Origin of the sequence: Microbacterium sp. NPDC088619, assembly GCF_044752825.1 — a bacterium.
GTDB lineage: Bacteria > Actinomycetota > Actinomycetes > Actinomycetales > Microbacteriaceae > Microbacterium.
In genome coordinates this window covers 1,418,143-1,434,926 of record NZ_JBIVLZ010000001.1, presented here as the reverse complement: position 1 = coordinate 1,434,926, position 16,784 = coordinate 1,418,143, and the positions used below count along the sequence as shown (strand labels likewise).

General features: G+C 68.3%; 13 protein-coding genes. 12 read left to right on the top strand and 1 reads right to left on the bottom strand.

Annotation, left to right across the window (positions count from 1 at the left end; translation table 11 throughout):
- Nucleotides 1-130 precede the first annotated feature (130 nt).
- From ACIP5T_RS07150 to ACIP5T_RS07115, 8 genes are all read left to right on the top strand, one after another.
- Entirely contained in the window at nt 131-1,174 is a 1,044-nt protein-coding gene (locus ACIP5T_RS07150; RefSeq protein WP_400864662.1) for a response regulator, read from the top strand.
- Entirely contained in the window at nt 1,174-2,163 is a 990-nt protein-coding gene (locus ACIP5T_RS07145) for an ATP-grasp domain-containing protein (RefSeq protein WP_400861857.1), read from the top strand. Before ACIP5T_RS07150 ends, ACIP5T_RS07145 begins: the two co-directional genes overlap by 1 nt.
- Nucleotides 2,160-2,873 (top strand): PHP domain-containing protein, encoded by a 714-nt coding sequence (locus ACIP5T_RS07140; protein ID WP_400861855.1) that lies wholly within the window; start codon nt 2,160-2,162, stop codon nt 2,871-2,873. The genes ACIP5T_RS07145 and ACIP5T_RS07140 overlap by 4 nt, the downstream gene beginning before the upstream one ends.
- On the top strand, nt 2,873-4,360 hold the full coding sequence (locus ACIP5T_RS07135) for a glycosyltransferase (RefSeq protein WP_400861854.1): 1,488 nt from the start codon (nt 2,873-2,875) through the stop codon (nt 4,358-4,360). The genes ACIP5T_RS07140 and ACIP5T_RS07135 overlap by 1 nt, the downstream gene beginning before the upstream one ends.
- Nucleotides 4,357-4,500, top strand: a complete 144-nt coding sequence (locus tag ACIP5T_RS07130; RefSeq protein ID WP_400861852.1) for a hypothetical protein — start codon at nt 4,357-4,359, stop codon at nt 4,498-4,500. The genes ACIP5T_RS07135 and ACIP5T_RS07130 overlap by 4 nt, the downstream gene beginning before the upstream one ends.
- Nucleotides 4,497-4,844, top strand: coding sequence for a response regulator transcription factor (locus ACIP5T_RS07125; RefSeq protein WP_400861851.1), 348 nt, complete (start codon nt 4,497-4,499; stop codon nt 4,842-4,844). Before ACIP5T_RS07130 ends, ACIP5T_RS07125 begins: the two co-directional genes overlap by 4 nt.
- On the top strand, nt 4,841-6,625 hold the full coding sequence (locus tag ACIP5T_RS07120) for a sensor histidine kinase (protein WP_400861849.1): 1,785 nt from the start codon (nt 4,841-4,843) through the stop codon (nt 6,623-6,625). Before ACIP5T_RS07125 ends, ACIP5T_RS07120 begins: the two co-directional genes overlap by 4 nt.
- Nucleotides 6,626-6,693: 68 nt before the next feature.
- The gene (locus tag ACIP5T_RS07115) at nt 6,694-8,382 is read left to right on the top strand and encodes an ABC-F family ATP-binding cassette domain-containing protein (protein WP_400861847.1); all 1,689 of its coding nucleotides are present in this window, start codon (nt 6,694-6,696) and stop codon (nt 8,380-8,382) included.
- A gap of 1 nt (nt 8,383) precedes the next feature.
- On the opposite strand, the gene ACIP5T_RS07110 is transcribed toward ACIP5T_RS07115, so the two are convergent.
- Entirely contained in the window at nt 8,384-9,463 is a 1,080-nt protein-coding gene (locus tag ACIP5T_RS07110) for an FAD-dependent oxidoreductase (protein ID WP_400861845.1), read from the bottom strand.
- 76 nt (nt 9,464-9,539) lie between these two features.
- Between ACIP5T_RS07110 and ACIP5T_RS07105 the strand changes: the two genes are divergently transcribed.
- From ACIP5T_RS07105 to ACIP5T_RS07090, 4 genes are all read left to right on the top strand, one after another.
- A complete protein-coding gene (locus ACIP5T_RS07105) occupies nt 9,540-10,655 on the top strand; it encodes a GuaB3 family IMP dehydrogenase-related protein (RefSeq protein ID WP_056309199.1) in 1,116 nt (371 codons plus the stop codon).
- Between the two features lie 58 nt (nt 10,656-10,713).
- Nucleotides 10,714-11,475 (top strand): SURF1 family protein, encoded by a 762-nt coding sequence (locus ACIP5T_RS07100; RefSeq protein ID WP_400864658.1) that lies wholly within the window; start codon nt 10,714-10,716, stop codon nt 11,473-11,475.
- A gap of 242 nt (nt 11,476-11,717) precedes the next feature.
- A complete protein-coding gene (locus tag ACIP5T_RS07095; RefSeq protein WP_400861843.1) occupies nt 11,718-16,361 on the top strand; it encodes an ExeM/NucH family extracellular endonuclease in 4,644 nt (1,547 codons plus the stop codon).
- A gap of 129 nt (nt 16,362-16,490) precedes the next feature.
- Entirely contained in the window at nt 16,491-16,781 is a 291-nt protein-coding gene (locus ACIP5T_RS07090) for a WXG100 family type VII secretion target (protein WP_400861841.1), read from the top strand.
- Nucleotides 16,782-16,784 lie beyond the last annotated feature (3 nt).

Genomic DNA, 16,784 nt, shown 5'->3' with positions numbered 1-16,784 from the left:
CGGTCTATTGATATGCCAGTATTTAGAGACACCCGCTCGACTTCCCCTCGAGCTCTCCGCGCGAAGGGCGCAGGGAGTGACATGCCGGACGCTGATCGGCAAGGGGACTTCCCCAATGAGAGCCGCAGATATGCCCCAGGATGCTCCCCGCGTCCTCGTCGTCGATGACGACCCTGACGTCGCCCTGCTCGTGAAGACCGTGCTCGAGAGGCGGGCCGGCTGCGAGGTCTCGGTCGCGCACGACGGACACTCCGCCGTCGAGCGACTCGAGACCTTCACCCCTGACGTGGTCGTCACCGATATCGAGATGCCGGGTCTCGACGGCCTCGAGCTGCTGGCCGAGCTGCGTCGCAACGACCCGCTGCTGCCTGTGATCGTCATGACCGCGCACGTCTCGGTCGAGTACGCGGTCTCCGCCCTGCGCGCGCAGGCCGACGAGTTCCTCACGAAGCCGCTCGACAACCTGAAGCTCGTCGAGGCCGTCCAGCGGCTCGCGGCGGAGGGCCGAACGCGACGCGAGGCCGGCCGCAGCAGGGAGGTCGTGCTCGCGATCGGCGCGCACCCCGACGATGTCGAGATCGGCGTCGGCGGCATCCTCGCGGCGCACGCCCAGGCCGGCGACTCGATCACCATCCTGACCCTCTCGCGCGGTGCTCGCGGCGGAGACGCCGACAGCAGGCAGCACGAGTCGCTCGCATCGGCCGAGATACTCGGCGCGCGGCTGTTCGTCAAAGATCTCGTCGACACCGAGATCTCCGGCGGCGGCGCCACAGTGCGGTTGATCGAGGAGGTCGTGCAGGAGGTGCAGCCCACCATCGTCTACACCCACTCGTCGAACGACCGTCATCAGGATCACCGTGCCGTGAGCGAGGCGACGATCGCCGCGACCCGCAGAGTCGGCACGGTCGCCTGCTACCAGAGCCCCTCGGCCACCATCGACTTCCGCCCGACGCGGTTCGTGCGGATCGATCAGTACATCGCCCAGAAGCTGCGACTGCTCGAGTGCTTCGGCTCTCAGACGGCGACGCGCGACTATCTCGAGCCCGACTTCGTGACCGCCACCGCTCGGTACTGGTCGCGATTCGGAGGCGGAGCCGCGGTGGAGCCCCTCGAGGTCGTTCGCGAGACCGCTGAGTTCATCGGCGCCCACGAACTCACACGACGGGAGAGCTGATGGCTGCGCGCGTACTGGTGACAGGCGCCGGAGGTCCCGCCGGCGTGGCCGTGATCCGCTCGCTCCTCCGCCGTTCGGATCTCGAGGTCTTCGCCGCCGACATGGACGGCTGGGCCAGCGGCATCTACCTCGTCCCGCCCACGCACCGACGTCTCGTGCCGCCGGGGCGCGATGAGGACTTCGTCTCGACCATCGCCCGCATGGTCGAGGAGGATCGGCTCGATCTAGTGATCTCGACGGTCGACGTGGAACTCATCGCCCTCGCCGGCCGGCGCGACGAGCTGGCCCCGGCAGTGCTCGCGGCGCCTTCTCAGGACACGCTCTCGGTCGCCCTCGACAAGCTGCTGCTCGCCGAGCGCTGCGAGGGGACGGGACTCACCCCGCGCACCGTCCTCGCAGGCCCCGATGCTCAGGCGGTCGACTGGGAGTTCCCGGTCTTCGCCAAGCCCCGTCAGGGTGCGGGCAGCCGTGGTGTGCGACTCGTCCCCGACAGGGCTGCGCTCGACGCTCTGCCCGAGGACGAGGGACTCATCGTGCAGGACTTCCTCCCCGGCGAGGAGTACTCGGTCGACGTGATCGCAGATGCCTCCGGCTCCGTGGTGGCGGCCGTGCCCCGGACCCGTGCCAGGGTCGACTCCGGTGTCGCGATCGCCGGACGCACGGTGCACGACGACGAGCTCGAGAGCGCGGCTGCGTCGATAGCGCGCGCCATCGGCCTCGTGGGCGTCGCCAACGTCCAACTCCGGCGTGACCGAGCGGGCCGAGCCGTGCTCCTCGAGGTCAATCCGCGGTTCCCCGGTGCTCTTCCGCTCACGATCGCCGCAGGGGTCGACATCCCCTCGCTCGTCGCCGACCTCTTCCTCGGCCGCGAGATCCCGTCGACGATCGCGTTCCGAGAGGTCGCCTCGGTGCGATTCCTCGAGGACGTGATCCTCGAGGTCGACGAGGTCCTCGTCTCGGCACACGCGGGGCATCAGGAGGAACTGTGACCCGCGCTCTGCTCCGAGGCGATCACCACGTGCACTCGACGTTCTCGGACGACGCGGTCTCGACCCTCGCCGAGAACGTCGCGGCGGCCTCGGCGGCAGGACTCACGACAGTGCGCCTCGTCGACCATGTGCGGCGGTCGACGCCGTGGGTGCCCGACTACCTCGCCGCGGTGCGGGCTGTGCAGGTGCCGGACGGTCTCACCGTGCTGACCGGTGTCGAGGCGAAGATCCTCGATGCGTCAGGCGATCTCGACATCCCCGAGCTGCCCACGGGGATCGACCGCATCCTGATCGCCGACCATCAGTTCCCCGGAATCGACGGACCGCTCGGTCCGAGCGCGGTCCGAGAGCGGATCGAGGGAGGCTGGGCCGCGGAGGACGCGCTCGATCAGCTGGTGTCCGCGCTGATCTCGGCCATGCGTCGCCATCCGGGGAACCAGCTGGCGCACTGCTTCTCGATCCTGCCGAAGATCGGACTGTCCGAGGACGACCTCGGTGTCGATCGCGTCTCGGCCTGGGCGAAGACGGCCGCCGAGACCGACACGATCGTCGAGGTGAACGAGAAATGGGGCTGCCCCGGCATCCCGCTTCTCGACGCACTGCACGACGCGGGCGCCGAGATCGTGGCGTCGACCGACAGCCATGTGGCCTCCGATGTCGGACGATACTCGCGGGTCGCCGAGATCCTCGACGGATGGAGCGTTCGCTGATGTCCGAGCTGAACTGGGTCGAGACCGTCATCGTCGTCTTCCTGCTGCTGTGCGTGCTGGTGGGAACGCTGCCGGTCATCAACACGGGCCTGCAGTTCCTCACCCTGCCGCTCCATGCGTTCCGCAACCACTACGGCAAGGCGGCCCCGTACCACCCCCGCATCGCCGTGCTGATCCCGGCGTGGAACGAGGGGCTCGTGCTCGGGCAGGCGATCGAACGCCTCACGCAGCTCGAGTATCCGGCCGATCGAGTGCGCATCTTCGTGATCGACGACGCATCGACCGATGACACCCCCGAGGTGGTCGCGGCGAAGGCCGCCGCATTCCCCGGACGGGTCGTGCACCTGCGCCGAGACAAGGGCGGCGAAGGCAAGGCCCACACGCTCAATCACGGACTCGACATCGTGCTCGCCGACGAGTGGACCGAGGCGGTCCTGATCATGGACGCCGACGTGATCTTCGCGCGGGATTCCCTGCGGAAGATGAGCCGGCACCTGGCCGATCAGAAGGTCGGGGCCGTCACCGCCTACATCGCCGAGGGCAGTCGCGACCGCAACTACCTGACCCGGTTCATCGCCATCGAGTACGTCATCGGCCAGCTCTCGGCGCGACGCACCCAGAACGTCGGGGGAGCGATCGCATGCCTGGCCGGGGGCGCACAGCTGCATTCGCGGGCGAACCTCGAAGCCATCGGCGGTCGGATCCCGACCGGCACGCTCGCCGAGGACACCATGACGACCTTCGAGGGCCAGCTGGCCGGCCGTCGGATGGTGTTCGAGCCCCACGCGGTCGTTCTCGCCGAGGAGCCCCGCACCATCGACAGCCTCTGGAAGCAGCGCCTGCGATGGGCCAGGGGCAATGTGCAGCTGACCTCGATCTACCGCCATCTGTGGTTCCGGCCCAGCCGCGTGCACAACCTGGGCAGCGTCGCGTTCGGTCTCGCCTGGTTCACGATCCTGCTGCTGCCGGCGCTCATGATCCTCGCTGCCACGGCGCTGCTCGTGCTGCTCGTCCTGCACAGCGACATCGCCGAGTTCGTCTTCCGCTTCATGTGGATCTCCGCTGCCTGCATCTATCTGTTCTCGATGCTCTACGCGGTGCAGCTCGACGGTCGGATCGGACGCCAATCCTGGCGCGAGGCACTGATGTTCCCCGGGCTCGGGGCCCTCATCCTGATGGCGATCGCGCTGTTCCCCTGGCTGTTCGAGTCTGGTCTGAGCGACCTCGGACTCGCGCTGACCGACGAGACCAGATTCATGTGGGCGGTGGTCTTCTACCTCTGGGGGCCGATCTCGATGCTCGGAGTCTGGCTCGCCCGTGCCGTCGAGCCGCTGCCGGCAGGCCGCTTCTTCGCCGGCCTTCTGCTCTACATCTGCGGGTACGGCTCGCTTCTCTGCGCCATCACCGTGGATTCGTACATCAAAGAGTGGCGTCACGCCGACGCCGCATGGATCAAGACCGAGAAGATCGGACGGGTCGACTCATGACCGACGCACCTTCGAGAAGCGCCGAGGAGGAGGAGCTCGCCGCCGACGCCCGTCGCGAGAAGCTCCTGATCCCGCAGGCGCTCCTCGCCCTGGGCATCGTCGTCGTCATCGTGATCGTGCGAGAGCTGTTCCTGCGATGACCGGGCGGCCGCTGGCCCTCGTGGTCGAGGACAGCGCAGATCAGACGGCGCTGCTGAAGCGCTACCTCGACCGCGAGGGCTTCGACGTGTTCGCCACAGCGGATGCCGAATCGGCGATCGCCGCGTTCGGGACGATCTCTCCTGCCGTCGCCGTGCTCGACCTGCTGCTCCCCGGCATCAGCGGCACGGAGATGGCGCGTCTCATCAAGACCCGCTTCCCCGACTGCTTCCTCATCGTGAGCTCGGTTCTCGACGTCGCCGACTACCCCGACGCGGATGCCGCACTCCCCAAGCCGATCATCGGTGCGGAACTGCGAGCGCTCCTGCGAGAAGTGACGCGATGACTCCGACCAACACGGTGCAGCAGTCCATGGAACTCAGCTGGCGCCGATTCTTCGACAACCCGACCCCGCTGATGAAGCAGGGGCCGACCGCGATCGCCGTCGCGGTCGCGGCCGTGCTCATGTGGACCATTCCGGGCATCCCGGTGACGGACACGGCGGTCGCGATCTTCGGCCTCGCCACCATCGCTGCGGCGACGGCCTTCGCCGCGGTGCTCTCGGTTCGCGGCGTGTACGAGGGCTGGGTCGTGATGCTCATCCCGATCGTCGACATCCTCGGATTGGGTGCGATCAGAGCGGGCACCGGCGGCCCGGCATCGCTCTTCTCTTCTTTCGTCCTCCTGCCCGTGGTCTGGATCGCCGCCGCGCCGGGGCGCAGACAGGTCGTCATCGTCGGGGTCTTCTCGTCGATCGCTCTGATCATGCCGAACCTCATCGATCCGCCCGAGGAGGCCGCCGACTGGCTGCGCGGCGTGATCGGTCCGCTGGTGTTCGCGACCGTCGGTGCCATCGTCAACGAGCTCTCGCGCCTGCAGCGGCAGCGCACGACCCAGGCCGAGGCGCACGTCGTCGAGCGGACCGCCGCGCTGGCGGCCAACGAGGCGATGCTCGAGCAGCTGAAGGCGAGCGAGCAGCAGTACCGTGCGCTCTCCGAGTCCTTCACGAGCCTGTGGAACTCGATCACCGGACAGGCCGTCATCGCGACCGACAACTGCGGTGTGATCACGGCATGGAATCCTGGCGCTGTGCGGCTTCTCGGCATGGCGGTGCCCGATGCGCTCGCCGCGGTGCAGGTCGACCGGTTCTTCCCGTCGCACGCGCTCGCCCAGTTCGTGACGAACGCGAGCGAAGGCGTCGACGACGGTCTTCACCCCGGCATGCGCGCGCTGTTCGACGACGCCGACGCCGGGCTGCCGGTGGATTCGCACATCGACGTGGCCAGGGTGGGTGGGTCGACGGTTCCCGCCCGCGTCACGGTCACGCCGTATCAGGACTCCGACGGTTCGCGGCACGGGTATCTGCTGGTGATCACCGATGAGACGCGGGCGGTCGAGGTCGCCCGCATGAAGGACGAGTTCGTCGGGATGATCTCGCACGAGCTCCGCACTCCGCTCAGCGCGATCATCGGATTCCTCGACCTTCTGCAGAACGATCCGGCCCAGCCCCTCACCACGGATCAGCAGGAGTTCGTCGACATCATCGAGCGCAATGCGCAACGGCTGCTGAATCTCGTCGGCGACCTGCTGTTCACCGCTCAGGTCGAATCCGGTCGATTCCCTCTCGAACGCCGAGAGGCCGACGTCGCCGAGCTGGTGCGCAGCGCTGTCGCGTCTTCGGGTCCGCACGCGCAGCGCGAGGGCATCGAGATGCTCGCCGAGATCCCGACGGGTCCGGTGCTGATGACCGTCGACTCTGGACGCATCGGTCAGGCGCTCGACAATCTGCTGTCGAACGCGATCAAGTTCACCGCGGCGGGAGGGCGGGTGACCGCGAGTCTGCGTCAGCTCGACGGAGCCGTCGAGCTCGCGGTCCGCGACACCGGTGTGGGGATCCCCGAAGACGAGCAGGGGATGCTGTTCACCCGGTTCTTCCGCGCATCGACCGCGACCCGGAACGCGGTGCCCGGCGTCGGACTGGGCCTGACGATCACGAGAGCGATCGTGCTCGCCCACGGCGGCACCATGGATGTGACGAGCAGGGAGGGCGTCGGCACCGAGTTCCGGATGCTTCTCCCGGCGGCGCCGCGCACCGAGGCGATCCAGGTGGTGGGCCGTCGCACGTGATCGGTCGCCACCCCGATTGCTGATAGCCTGGTCGGCTCGCCATGCGGGCGGAAGGACGGCCACGCACGGTGGGATACATAGATGTTGCAGGGGTCTCGCTGACCCTTCCTGACGGCAGACCGCTGTTGGACGAGACGACGTTCCGCGTCGGAGCGGGCTCGACGAGCGCGCTCATCGGACCCAACGGCGCGGGCAAGACGACGCTGCTCCGCATCATCCGCGGCGATCAGTCCGCGGATGCCGGGGTCGTGACGATCGACGGCGGGCTCGGCGTGATGGATCAGTTCGTGGGACACGGCGCGACCGGCGAGACCGTTCACGAGCTGCTCGTGCGAGTGGCTCCCCGGCGCATCCGCCAGGCTGCGGAAGCCCTCGAGGCAGCGGAGGACGCGCTGATCGAGCGAGACGAGCACGACACCCAGATGGCCTACGCGACGGCGATCGCGGAGTACGCGGATGCCGGCGGGTACGAGCACGAGACCGTGTGGGATCAGTGCACCGTCGCGGCGCTCGGCGTCCCCTACGAGCGAGCGCGGTTCCGCGACCTCACGACGCTGTCCGGCGGCGAGCAGAAGCGTCTCGCTCTGGAGGCGCTCCTGCGGGGCCCGGACGAGGTGCTGCTGCTCGACGAGCCGGACAACTACCTCGACGTGCCGACGAAGCGCTGGCTCGAGGAGCAGCTCCGGCAGACTCCGAAGACGGTGCTGCTCGTGTCGCATGATCGTGAGCTGCTGGCGCGGGCAGTCGACCGCCTGATCACTCTCGAACCCGGCGGTGCCGGGGCCTCGGCGTGGGTGCACGGCGGCGGCTTCGCCACCTACCACCAGGCCCGCAGCGACCGCATGGACAGACTCGACGAGCTTCGTCGTCGCTGGGACGAACAGCACGAGAAGCTGCGCGTCCTCGTCGCGAACCTCAAGGTGAAGGCATCGGCGAACGACGGATTCGCCTCGCGATATCAGGCGGCGCAGACCCGTCTGCGCAAGTTCGAGGAGGCGGGCCCGCCGGAGGAGCGGCCACCGGCCCAGGACTTCGACATGCGGCTGCGAGGAGCGCGCACGGGCAAGCGCGCGGTGGTCGCTCAGAAGCTCGAGCTCACCGGTCTGATGCGGCCGTTCGACGCCGAGGTCTGGTACGGCGACCGGGTGGCGGTGCTGGGGTCGAACGGCTCGGGCAAGTCGCACTTCCTGCGCCTCCTCGCCCGCGGGGGCAGCGACCCCGATCCGACGCTGGGCCATGTGACCTCCACGGGCGAGCAGCTCCCGCCAGTCGATCACAGCGGGCGCGCCACGCTCGGCGCGCGCGTCGTGCCGGGGCTGTTCGCTCAGACGCACGCTCATCCGGAATTCGTCGGCCGGACTCTGCTCGAGATCCTGCACAGAGGCGACGAACGGCGGGCGGGGATGCCGAGGGACGCCGCGAGCTCGGCCCTCGACCGCTACGGCCTCGTTCGCCAGGCGCAGCAGACGTTCGAATCGCTCTCCGGCGGGCAGCAGGCGCGCTTCCAGGTGCTGCTGCTCGAACTCTCGGGCGCGACGCTGCTGCTGCTCGACGAGCCCACCGACAACCTCGACATCGAGTCGGCCGAGGCGCTCGAAGACGCGCTGCAGCGTTTCGAGGGCACCGTGCTCGCGGTCACCCACGATCGCTGGTTCGCGCGATCCTTCGACCGGTTCCTCGTGTTCGGTTCGGACGGCGAGGTCTACGAGTCCGATGCGCCGGTGTGGGATGAGCGGCGCGTGGCGCGAGCGCGCTGAGTCAGGGCAGACGGAACGGCGAGGCCGCAAGAGCTGTCGGATCGAGCGCCAGGTCGGCGAGAGCGGCACCCACGCCCGGCGCGAACTTGAATCCGTGCCCGGAGAAGCCTGCGCCGATGACGATGCGTCCCCGCCGATCGAGAACGAAGGCACTGTCGGCGGTCGAGGTGTAGGTGCAGCTGACGGGCACCGCAGATGCCGGGTCGAGGCCGGGCATCCACTCGCGTACATAGTCGGCGAGAGCGTGCGCGTGTGTGACCGCGTGCGGGCGGGCATCCGGATCGATGACATCGCCGACGCGGTGGAAACCGACTTTGACGCCCTCGCCCGGTGTCGGCATGCCGTACACCGTGGCCGGATAGCGGTCGGCATCGACGTAGTGATTGAAGGAGGGCCAGGCTGATCCGTCCCTGGGCAGGAAGTGCGCGGGGAACTCCTCGGTGACCTCCAGTCGAGGCAGGCGGACGCCCGGCAGCATCCGCTCGGTCCAGGCGCCCACCGTGACGATCGCGACATCCGCCTGGATCCGCCTGTCGGCGAGCACGAGGTCGACGCCGGCGTCCGTCTCCGCGATCCGTGTGACCGGTGTCTCCCAGCGCACCTCGCCCCCTGCCGCCACGATGCGCCGCTCGAACTCGCCCAGCGCAGCGGACGCTCGGGCTACGCCCGCGTCGCGGGAGAACAGCACGGCCTCTTCGAACCGCATGCCCGACCAGCGCGACGATGCGTCGCCGGCCGTCAGGATCTCGGCGTGGATTCCCCGCTCGATCAGACGCTTCTCGATCGCGGTGGCGTCGACGTCGCCGTGGGTCACGAGGCCGTGGAGACGCAGCAGCGGCTCGCCGTCGACCCGCCCGAGGGCATCCCACCCCTCCCGCGCGCGGACGAGCAGGTCGAGGTAGTGCTCTTCGTCGTAGGCGTTGTTGAAGTTGCGTGTCGCACCGTGCGATGCGCCCTGGTGGTGTCCGCGCGCGAATCGCTCGAACACGACGGGCTTCAGACCGCGCCGCGCGAGCTCCCACGCGGTCGCGAGGCCCATCACGCCGGCGCCGACGACGGCGACCTCCACCGAATCCGACATATTGCCTCCCGAGCTCCTTCTCAGTCTTCCAGCCGTCGGTGTCATCGTGCGCGCCCGGTAGTCTGGAGTGGTGACCATGGAGATCGAGCTCGGCCGAGGCAAGCGCGCGCGACGCGCGTACACGTTCGACGACATCGCGGTGGTGCCGTCGAGGCGCACGCGCAACCCGGAGGATGTGTCGACCGCCTGGACGATCGACGCATTCGGCTTCGGCATCCCGGTGCTGGGCGCCCCGATGGACTCCGTCGTGAGTCCGCAGACGGCGATCATGCTGGGGCAGCTCGGCGGCCTGGGTGTGCTCGACCTCGAGGGCCTCTGGACCCGCTACGAGAACCCCGAGCCGCTGCTCGCCGAGATCGCCGGCCTCGACGAGGGTCAGGCGACGGTGCGCATGCAGGAGCTCTACGCCGAGCCGATCAAGCCCGCGCTCATCACGCAGCGCCTCGCCGAGATCCGCGAGGCCGGCGTGACCGTCGCAGGCTCCCTGACCCCGCAGCGCACGCAGGAGTTCTACGACACCGTCGCCGCTGCCGGCGTCGATCTGTTCGTCATCCGCGGCACGACGGTCTCGGCCGAGCATGTGTCGAGCGTCGACGAGCCGCTGAACCTCAAGAAGTTCATCTACGACCTCGACGTGCCTGTGATCGTCGGCGGAGCAGCCACCTACACGGCCGCGCTGCACCTGATGCGCACGGGTGCTGCCGGCGTGCTCGTCGGCTTCGGCGGGGGAGCGGCATCGACCACCCGCGCCACCCTCGGCATCCACGCGCCGATGGCCACGGCCGTCTCCGACGTCGCGGCCGCTCGTCGCGACTACCTCGACGAGTCGGGCGGACGCTACGTGCACGTGATCGCCGACGGCGGGGTCGGCACGTCCGGCGACATCGTCAAGGCGCTCGCGATGGGAGCGGATGCCGTCATGCTCGGTGTCGCGCTCGCTCGCGCCACCGACGCCCCTGGCCGCGGCTTCCACTGGGGCCCCGAGGCGCACCACCCGAAGCTTCCGCGCGGTCGCCGCGTAGAGGTCGGCGGCATCGGCACCCTCGAGGAGATCCTCTACGGCCCCGCACCCGTCGCCGACGGCACGGCGAACCTGATCGGCGCGCTGCGCAAGTCGATGGCCACCACCGGATACTCCGACCTCAAGGAGTTCCAGCGGGTCGAGGTCGTCCTCGCACCGTATGAGGCCTGAGGCACCGCTCGTCACCGTGACTTCACCCGCACTGTTCCCGCCGACCCTCCGCGAGGTCATGCTCCGGGGACGCTGGATCGGGATGCTCGTGCTGTGCCTGGTGGTGGCCGGCGTCTTCGCGTGGCTCGGCCAATGGCAGCTCGAGCGGGCGATCGAGACCGATCCGCCCCCTGCCGGCGCGACCGAGCAGGTGCGCCCGTTGACCGATGTGGTCGAGCCGGGAGAGTACCTGCCGGAGCCGCTGGTCGGGCAGAAGGTCGAGACGTCCGGGGCCTGGATCCCCGACGACTTCCTCATCGTGTCGAGCCGATTCAACGACGACGCGGAAGGCTACTGGGTGACCGGTCAGCTGCGGGTCGCCGAGCGCACATCGATCGCGGTGGCCATCGGCTGGACCGCCGACCGGGCAGTCGCCGATGCGGCCGTGGCGGAGCTGAAAGAGGGCGACGCGGACGCATCGATCGTCGGACGTGTCATCTCCGATGAGGGCCCCTCCGTGCCGCCGAAGGACGATCCGCAGCGTATCGACCGGATGTCGACCGCCGCGCTCCTCAGCCATTGGCACGATATCGACGAGCTCGACGTCTATCGTCCGTACCTGGCCTCGATCACGGCGACCGCAGGTCTCACGGACATCTCCTCTCCAGCGCCCGACGAGCAGTCGCCGGTGAACTGGCTCAACATCTTCTATGCGGCGGAGTGGGCGATCTTCGCCGGGTTCGCGTTCTACCTCTGGTATCGACTCGCGAAGGACCAGTGGGAGCGCGAGGTCGAGGAATTCGAAGACGCTGCCGCCGGCGGGGCCGGCGGGGCCGTCTGAGCGGATGACCGCGCGCATGCGCGCGGCCCGGCGCGCGCATCTGAGCGCGTTCCGTCGCGATATTCCACCTTCGTCAGGGGCGCCTCCGGACATTCGGTGAGGGCTTGGTTACCAATCGGAAAACTCCGTTGAGGTTGTCGGAGGGCCTCCGTATGCTCGCTCACATGTGCGTGAGCTGAGAGGCCGCACAGCCGCGGTTTCACGAGAGCCGTCGCCAGACCACACCCGAGGAGACAACACAGATGATGTCCGCTCCCGACGCCGCGAACCGCCAGGTTCCCGGGTCAGATCGCAGAAGTCGGGGGCGTCTCGGCGTCCTCGCCGCCACCTGCGTCGCCGCTTTGGGCGCCAGCGCCCTGATCGTCACGCCAGCCGCCGCAGACGTCTCGGGAACCGGGGTCGTGATCAACGAGGCGTACCTCTCCGGAGGCAGCGCCGGTGCCGCGTTCACGAACAAGTTCGTCGAGCTCTACAACCCGACGGCGGCGCCCGTCACCCTCGACGGGCTCTCGCTGCAGTACCGGTCCGCGACGGGAACAGGCAACTCCAACGGTGTCGCACCCTTGACCGGTGTCATCCCCGCGGGCGGTCACTATCTGGTGCAGGCGGGCAGCAACGGAGCCAACGGCGCCGCGCTGCCCACAGCCGACGCCGTGAGCACCCTCAACCCCAGCGGCACGAACGGCACGCTCGCACTCGTCGAAGGCACGGCGGCGATCACACTGACCCCCGGCTCGGTCACCGGCGTCGACGGTGTCATCGACGTGCTCGGCTACGGAACGTCGAACACGTTCGAGACCGCCGCGGCGACGCCGCCCACGGGCAACACCGACGTGAAATCGCTCAACCGCACCGGGGGCAAGGACACCGACGACAACAAGGCCGACTTCAGCCTGTCGCCGACCATCACGCCGCAGAACGCCGGCACCGTTCCCGATCCTGATCCCGACCCTGAACCCGAACCCGAGCCGACCGAGGTGTCCATCGCCGACGTGCAGGGCACGGCCGATGTCTCACCGCTGAACGGCCAGACGGTCACGGTCGAGGGCATCGTCACTGCCGACTACCGCACCGGTGGCTACAAGGGCATCGTCATCCAGACCGAGGGCTCAGGCGGCGCGAACGACGCGACACCGGGGGCATCGGACGGCGTCTTCGTCTTCCTGAACGCCCTCGCTCCCACGCTCGCGATCGGCGACCTCGTCTCGGTCACCGGTACCGTCAGCGAGTACTTCGGTCAGACTCAGCTCAACCCGGCGGCGCTGACCGGCATCTCGGTGGTGCAGGCAGCAGCAGGGGTGCCCGAGGTCACGCCTCTTCCCGACTCCGCCGTCGGCACCGACCGCGAGCAGTACGAGAACATGTATGTGGCGCCGGCCGGCACCTACCGACTCGCGTCCAGCCACCAGCTCTTCAACTTCGGCACGCTCTGGCTGAACGCCGGCGCTGACCTGAATGTCAAGAGCACCGAGACCGTGCGACCCGGCTCCGAGGCCTCGGCTATCGCCGCAGCCAACCGGGCGAACCGCATCCTCCTCGACGACGGATGGTCGATCCAGGTGACGAACAACGGTCACCCGAACGACCAGCCGTACTTCACCGAGGACCTCGTCGTCCGCAACGGCGACACCGTCGACTTCAGCGACAGCGGGTACGTGCTCCAGTACGGTTTCGACGACTGGCGTCTGCAGCCGGTCGTGCCGATCGACAGCACGTCTCCCGCCGACCTGAAGGCCGGTTTCGAGGCGACGAACCCTCGCACCGACTCGGCTCCGACCGTGGGCGGCGACGTTCAGGTGGCATCGTTCAACGTCTTCAACTACTTCACGACGCTCAAGAGCGAGAACTCGAACGCGAGGGGCGCGGCCAACGCAGCCCAGTTCGAGATCCAGAAGTCGAAGATCGTCGCGGCGATCAACGGCCTCGACGCCGAGATCGTGTCGCTGATGGAGATCGAGAACTCGATCAAGCTCGGCGGCTCGCTCGACGAGGCTCTCGCCGATCTGGTCGACGGACTCAACGACGCGCTCGGCAGCGAGGAGTGGGACTACGTCCGCACCCCCGACGAGCTGAACGACTCGGCGACGACCGACTTCATCACCAGCGCGATCATCTACAAGAAGGATGCGGTCAGCACCGTCGGCGAGAGCCTCACGGTCACGGACGAGACCGTGTGGGGCAACGCCCGCGAGCCGATCGCGCAGGCCTTCGACATCGACGGCCGCGTCGTCACGGTGGTGGCGAACCACTTCAAGTCGAAGTCGGCGCCGGAGGGCGGTGGCGCCGAGCCGGCTGATGGCCAGGGCTTCTTCAACGCCGACCGTGTGAAGCAGGCGAACTCGCTCAAGGGCTTCACCACGGAGATCGAGGAGACCACCGGAAGCAGCGACATCCTGCTGATCGGCGACTTCAACGCCTACGCGAAGGAAGACCCCATCGAGGTCTTCACGAGCGAGGGCTGGAGCGACGTCGCACGGGAGAAGGCACCGGACGAGCACACATACTCGTTCGACGGCGAGCTCGGCTCGCTCGACCACGTGCTCGCGTCGCCGTCTCTCGCCGAGTCCATCACGGGCGCGGGGGTGTGGAGCATCAACTCTCCCGAGTGGAGCGATCGCGGCTACGCGTTCGGCGCCACTGAGGCGGGCACGCCGTTCCGCTCCAGCGACCACGACCCGATCATCGTCGGCGTCTCCTCGGAGATCCCGCCGGTGAGCATCGACGTCGTCACGATGAACGACTTCCACGGACGCATCGAGGCCGACGGCGCTGCCGCAGGCGCGGCGGTCGTCGCAGGAGCAGTGCAGCAGTTCCGTTCCGAGAACCCGAACACGATCTTCGCCGGTGTCGGCGATCTGATCGGCGCCTCGACCTTCACCTCGTTCATCAACGACGACAACCCGACGATCGACGCGCTCAACGCGGCCGGTCTCGATGTCAGCGCTGCCGGCAACCACGAGTTCGATCAGGGGTGGGAAGACCTGCGAGACCGCGTGCAGGACCGCGCGGATTGGGAGTACATCTCGTCGAACGTCTTCGTCACCGAGACCGGCGAGCCCGCGCTCGCGCCGGCCTGGGTGAAGGAGCTCGACGGCGTGCGCGTCGGCTTCGTCGGCGCAGTCACCGAAGACCTCGACTCGCTCGTGTCCCCGGAGGGCATCGCGGATCTCGAGGTGCGCAGCATCGTCGACTCGGTGAACGCCGTGGCAGACGACCTCCGTGACGGAGACGCGTCCAACGGCGAGGCGGATGTGGTCATCCTGCTCGTGCACGAGGGCGCATCGAGCGTCGAGCTGTCGAGCATCACGCCGGACTCGCCCCTGGGCGAGATCGTCTACGGAGTGGACGAAGACGTGAACGCCATCGTGTCTGCGCACACGCACCTCGCGTACAACCATGTGATCGACGGGCGTCCGGTCATCTCGGCCGGACAGTACGGCGAGAACCTCGGGCTGATGAACATCCAGGTCGACCCGAAGACGAAGGACCTGATCTCGATCACCAACGAGATCAAGCCCCTGACCTCCGGAGGACAGGCGCTGTACCCGGCTGTTCCGGAGGTCGCCGACATCGTCGCGAAGGCGAAGGCGGAGGCTGACGTTCTCGGCGCGGTCAAGGTCGGAGACATCACCGCCGACTTCAACCGCGCTCGTCAGACCAACGGCTCGGAGAACCGCGGTGGCGAGTCCACGATCGGCAACTTCGTCGCGGACGTGCAGAAGTGGTCCACGGGCGCCGACATCGCGCTGATGAACCCCGGTGGCATCCGAGCGAACCTGACGTACGCCTCGGCGAACGCCAGCGACCCGAACGGCAACGTCACGTACCGCGAGGCGGCGACGGTGCAGCCGTTCGCCAACACGCTGGTCACGCTGACACTCACCGGTGTGCAGCTCAAGGGTGTGCTCGAGGAGCAGTGGCAGCCGGCCGGTTCGGCTCGTCCGTTCCTCAAGCTCGGCGTCTCGGAGGGGCTGGTCTACACGTACGACCCCGCTGCGGCGCAGGGCTCGCGGATCACGTCGATCACGCTGAACGGCTCGCCGATCGACCCGACGGCGAACTACACGGTCGCGGCGAACTCGTTCCTGGCGGCGGGTGGAGACAACTTCTTCACCTTCCGCGAGGGCGCGGGCAAGCGCGACACCGGCAAGATCGACCTGCAGTCGATGGTCGACTGGTTCGACGCGAACAAGACCGCGACCCCCGACCTCGCACAGCGCGCGGTGGGTGTCTCGGTAAGCGCGCCGGATGCCGACGGCTACAGCGCCGGTGACCAGGTGACGGTGGCTCTCTCTTCGCTGGCATTCAGCGCGGGGGAGCAGGCGCCGGGTGAGGTGACGCTGTCGCTCGGCGGCACCCCGCTCACAGCGGGTGCGGTCGACCCGACCATCGTCGACACGACCGACGAGGCGGGGCGTGCGACACTCACCTTCACGGTGCCCTCAGGGATCTACGGCGAGCAGCAGCTCGACGTGGCGGTCGCCGGCACGGGAACCACGGTGCAGGTGCCGTTCACGATCGCGGGTGAGGAGCCGGTGGAGTTCGCAGGCTCGATCGACCTCGGCTCGTCGAAGGTCGCCGCAGGCAAGAAGCTCGTGGTCACAGGTGAGGGCTACCTGCCTGGCGAGACCGTGACCGTCGAGCTGCGACCGAAGAAGGGATCGGCCGTCGAGGTCGGCACCGTCCAGGTCAAGGCCGACGGCACCTTCTCCACCTCCGTGACGGTGCCGAAGAACACCCAGCCCGGCAAGTACACGGTCGCGGTGTCGCAGGCTGACGGGGACGAGGCGACCGCTACGGTCACCGTCAACCGCGCAGGCGGCATCGGCGGCATCATCGGCGGCATCATCGACTGGCTGTGGGATCTCATCAACGGCTGGTTCTGACCTCGACAGGCGGGGCACCCGCCTGACACGCACGAAGGCCGTCGGGAGCGATCCCGGCGGCCTTCGTCGTTCGCGGGCCCGGAGAAGATGCGCTGGGGTGCAGCGGGCGGAAGATGTTATCGTGCTGGCATGGGGGTAGCAGTCGAGGTCGATTTCGACCAGATCCAGACCATGATCGATGTCCTGCTCGGGGCGCTTTCCGACCTGCAGGCCGAGGGTGGCGCTCTCGACAGCGCATCCCGGCTGATGCTCGCAGGCTGGGACGGCGAAGCCGCAGACGCCTATGAGAGTCGGCACGATCAGTGGCAAGCGGACCATACCTACACTCTCGACGAGCTGACAGGTGCGATACGAGTCCTGCAGCGCGCGCTCGCGAGCTACCGCCATGCCGAAGCGACCATCATCGAACTGGTCGCCTGACGG

What these genes read in the sequence shown, in the direction of transcription:
- ACIP5T_RS07120 (WP_400861849.1), top strand. Translation starts at nt 4,841, where the DNA reads ATGACTCCGACCAACACGGTGCAGCAGTCCATGGAACTCAGCTGGCGC.
- ACIP5T_RS07110 (WP_400861845.1), bottom strand. Translation starts at nt 9,463, where the DNA reads ATGTCGGATTCGGTGGAGGTCGCCGTCGTCGGCGCCGGCGTGATGGGC.
- ACIP5T_RS07100 (WP_400864658.1), top strand. Translation starts at nt 10,714, where the DNA reads ATGCTCCGGGGACGCTGGATCGGGATGCTCGTGCTGTGCCTGGTGGTG.
- ACIP5T_RS07150 (WP_400864662.1), top strand. Translation starts at nt 131, where the DNA reads ATGCCCCAGGATGCTCCCCGCGTCCTCGTCGTCGATGACGACCCTGAC.
- ACIP5T_RS07095 (WP_400861843.1), top strand. Translation starts at nt 11,718, where the DNA reads ATGATGTCCGCTCCCGACGCCGCGAACCGCCAGGTTCCCGGGTCAGAT.
- ACIP5T_RS07130 (WP_400861852.1), top strand. Translation starts at nt 4,357, where the DNA reads ATGACCGACGCACCTTCGAGAAGCGCCGAGGAGGAGGAGCTCGCCGCC.
- ACIP5T_RS07135 (WP_400861854.1), top strand. Translation starts at nt 2,873, where the DNA reads ATGTCCGAGCTGAACTGGGTCGAGACCGTCATCGTCGTCTTCCTGCTG.
- ACIP5T_RS07090 (WP_400861841.1), top strand. Translation starts at nt 16,491, where the DNA reads ATGGGGGTAGCAGTCGAGGTCGATTTCGACCAGATCCAGACCATGATC.
- ACIP5T_RS07145 (WP_400861857.1), top strand. Translation starts at nt 1,174, where the DNA reads ATGGCTGCGCGCGTACTGGTGACAGGCGCCGGAGGTCCCGCCGGCGTG.
- ACIP5T_RS07105 (WP_056309199.1), top strand. Translation starts at nt 9,540, where the DNA reads ATGGAGATCGAGCTCGGCCGAGGCAAGCGCGCGCGACGCGCGTACACG.
- ACIP5T_RS07125 (WP_400861851.1), top strand. Translation starts at nt 4,497, where the DNA reads ATGACCGGGCGGCCGCTGGCCCTCGTGGTCGAGGACAGCGCAGATCAG.